Annotated in this window: 1 protein-coding gene and 1 pseudogene; both read right to left on the reverse strand. The window is 70.0% G+C overall.

Features of this window, described 5'->3' with window-relative positions:
• On the reverse strand, nt 1–1,542 hold a 1,542-nt coding region (locus ADK52_RS44925), incomplete at its 3' end, for a non-ribosomal peptide synthetase (RefSeq protein ID WP_420714809.1).
• 9 nt (nt 1,543–1,551) lie between these two features.
• Nucleotides 1,552–3,715 (reverse strand): annotated as a pseudogene (locus tag ADK52_RS44930) (condensation domain-containing protein); the annotation flags it as partial.

Below are 3,715 nucleotides of genomic sequence, written 5' to 3' on the forward strand. Positions count from 1 at the left end.
GTTCGGCGACAACGGCAACGCACCCAACACCACGAACGCCGACGGCACCATGTAATCCGGCAACCGCTCCCCCACGAACCCACGCAACACAGCAGGATCCAGGTCTGCCGTGTCCGTGCCCGCCGCCGGAACCACGTAGGCAACCAGGCGCTTGTTGCCCGGACGGTCCTCCCGGACCACCACGGCGGCCTGCCCGACCTGCTCGTGCCCGGTCAGGACCGCCACGATCTCGCCCGGCTCGATGCGGAATCCCCGCACCTTCACCTGGGCATCGGCACGCCCCACGAACTCCAGAACACCGTCCGCGGACCACCGCACCACATCCCCGGTCCGATACATCCGCGAACCCGCCACCACCGCAAACGGATCCGCAACGAACCGCTCCGCCGTCAAACCAGCACGACCCACATACCCCCGAGCCAACTGCGCACCCGCGATATACAACTCACCCGCCACACCCACCGGCACCGGCGACAGAGCCGCATCCAGCACGTACACCCGCGCGTTTCCGAGCGGACGCCCGATCGGCGGCGGCTGGTCCTCGGGCCGGATGGACCTGTCCAGTTCCACGGCCGTGGTGATCACCGTGGCCTCGGTCGGGCCGTAGGTGTTCCACATGCGGGCGCCGGCCGTCCACCGGCCGGCCAGGTCCGCGGTGAGCAGCTCTGCCCCCAGGACCCAGTTCTCCACCCCGGAGAGCGCGGCAGGGTCGAGTACCCCGAGCAGGGAGGGGACCACGCTCGCGACGTTCACACCGGACCTCTTGACCATCTCGGCCAGTGCCTCCGGCTCCGACCGCTCCGTGCTCGACGCGATGGCGAGGGTCGCCCCCGCTGCAAGGGTGACGGCCACGTCGAGTACGGACGCGTCGAAGCTGAAGGAGGCGAACTGCAGGGCCACCGCGCCTTCATGGACACCGAGGACCGGCCGCATCACCTCTGCCAGATTGGCGACGCCACGGTGGGGAACGGCCACCCCCTTGGGCCGTCCCGTCGAGCCGGACGTGTAGATCACGTATGCGAGTTGGTCCGGATCGACGGCGGCAGGAGGCTCTTCGCCGGAAGGAGCGTCGGCGTGGTCGAATTCGTCGAGCAGCAAGACGTGCACCGCCTCCGACGGCAGGTCTTTGACCGTGTCGGCGGTCCCCAGGATCACGACCGCACCGCTGTCCGCCACCATGTAGCCGAGCCGGTCCGGCGGGTACTCGGGGTCCAGGGGCACGTACGCACCGCCTGCACGCCATACGGCGAGGAGGGACACGACCATGTCCGCACCTCGGGGAAGGCACAAGCCGACCAGTCGCTCCCGGCCCACACCGAGTTCGATCAGTTTCTGCGCGAGGCGGCCCGCGCGCGCGTCGAGCTCGGCATAGGTGAGTTCGACGTCGCCGCTGAGTACGGCGAGTGCGTCGGGGGTGCGCGCCACTCGCGCCCGGAACAGGTCGAGCACGGTGCCGTCCGGGATCTCCCGGTCGGTGTCGTTCCAGGTGCGCAGAATGCGCTCGCGCTCATCGGTACCGAGCACGTCGACCTCGCGAACCATCCGGTCGGGCTCCGCCACCACCGTCTCCAGTACGCGGACGAGGCGATGCGCAAGGCCTTGGACGGTTTCGACCGTGAAGAGGTCGGTCCGGTACTCCAGCTGCCCTCGCAGCCCGCTGGGGATCCCGTCCTCGTCGTGGACCTCTGCGAGGCTGAAGGACAGGTCGAACTTCGCCGCGGTGTTCGTCAGGGGCTCCGACACGACGTCGATGCCGGGGAGGTCGAGATCGGGTTGGGCGTTGTTGTGGAAGGTGAGCATGACCTGGAAGAGGGGGTGGCGGGCCATGGAGCGTGCCGGGTTGAGGATCTCCACCAGCCGCTCGAATGGCACGTCCTGGTGGGCGAAGGCCGCCAGGTCCGCTTCCCGAACCCGTTCGACGACCTCTCGGAACGTCGGGTCGCCCGAGACGTCGGTCCGCAGGACCAGCGTGTTCAGGAAGCAGCCGACGAGGTCGTCGAGGGCGTCGTCGGTACGCCCGGCGATCGGCGTGCCGATCGGAATGTCCTCCCCGGCGCCCATCTTGGACAGCAGGACGGCGAGAGCGGCCTGCACCGTCATGAAGACGCTCGCCCCGCAGGAACGCGACAGCTCCACCAGACGGGCATGCGTTTCGGCCGACACCTGCACACCGACCGACGCACCGTCAGCGGACGCGATCGCGGGGCGCGGGTGGTCGACCGGCAGCTCCAGCTGTTCGGGGAGATCGGACAGGGCTTGCCGCCAGTAGGCGACCTGGGCGGCGATCACGCTGTCCGGGTCGTCCTCGCTGCCGAGTACCTCGCGCTGCCACAGCGTGTAATCCGCGTACTGCACCGCAAGCGGCTGCCACTTCGGGGCATCCCCCTGGCAGCGGGCGGCGTACGCCTGCGACAGGTCCCGGGCCAGCGGCGCCATCGACCAGCCGTCGGCCGCGATGTGGTGGACCACCATGACGAGGACCCACTCGCCCGGAGCGTCCGCGACCTCCAGCAGGCGCACCCGCCACGGTAGCTCCCGCTCCAGATCGAACCCGGCACCCACGATTGCGGCTACGACCGGAGCCACTTCATCCGCGGACACCGCTTCCGCGCGAACCTCGGGAGCACCCTCGATCGGGTCGAGGACGAACTGGCTCGGCTGGCCGTCGGTGCTCTGGCGGAACACGGTGCGCAGGCTCTCGTGTCGGCCGGCGACGTCCGCGAGCGCGGCCCGCAGCGCCTCCACGTCCAAGGCACCCGTCAGGCGCAGTGCGAGCGGGACGTTGTAGGTCGCGGAGACGCCTTCGAGCTGGCCCAGGAACCACAGACGGCGCTGCGCGAACGACACCGGAAGAACCTCCGGCCGCACCTGCCGGGCCAGCGGTTCACGGACCCGAACACTGTCATCGAGCCGGTCCATCAGCCCGGCGACGGTCGGGGTCTCGAACAGGGACCGGATGCCGACCTCGACCCCGAGGACGGTTCGGATGCGGCTCACGAGGCGGGTCGCCAGCAGCGAGTGTCCGCCGAGGTCGAAGAAGCCGTCGTCGATCGACACGGACTCGATGCCGAGGATCTCGGCGAAGAGACCGCACATGATCTCCTCGCGCGGCGTGCGCGGTGCCCGCCCCGACGCGTCCGAGGTGTACTCGGGAGCCGGCAGCGCCCGACGGTCCAGCTTCCCGTTCGGCGTCAACGGCAACGCATCGAGGGCGACGAACGCGGAGGGAACCATGTAGTCCGGCAGCCGTTCCGCCGCGTGCCAGGACCGCCTCGATCTCGCCGGGCTCGATGCGGAATCCCCGCACCTTCACCTGGGCATCGGCGCGTCCGACGAACTCCAGGACCCCGTCCACGGTCCACCGGACCACGTCACCGGTCCGGTACATCCGCGAACCGGCCACCGTGGCGAAGGGGTCCGCGACGAACCGCTCCGCCGTCAGACCGGCACGGCCCAAGTAGCCCCGGGCCAGCTGGGCGCCCGCCACGTACAACTCACCCGCGACACCCGCAGGCACCGGCGACAGCGCGGCGTCAAGAACATATACCCGGGTGTTCCACATGGGACGGCCGATGGGGACCGCTCCCGCGGCAAGCACCACATCGCCCGGCACCGCGTAGTCCGTGCACCCCACCGTCGCCTCGGTCGGACCGTAGTGCGCCACGACCGACACCTGCGGATGCGCCTGCCGCCACTGCGTCACCGCATGCGCGGG

It is taken from the genome of Streptomyces sp. WM6372 (assembly GCF_001279655.1).
In the GTDB taxonomy this organism is placed as follows: Bacteria; Actinomycetota; Actinomycetes; order Streptomycetales; family Streptomycetaceae; genus Streptomyces.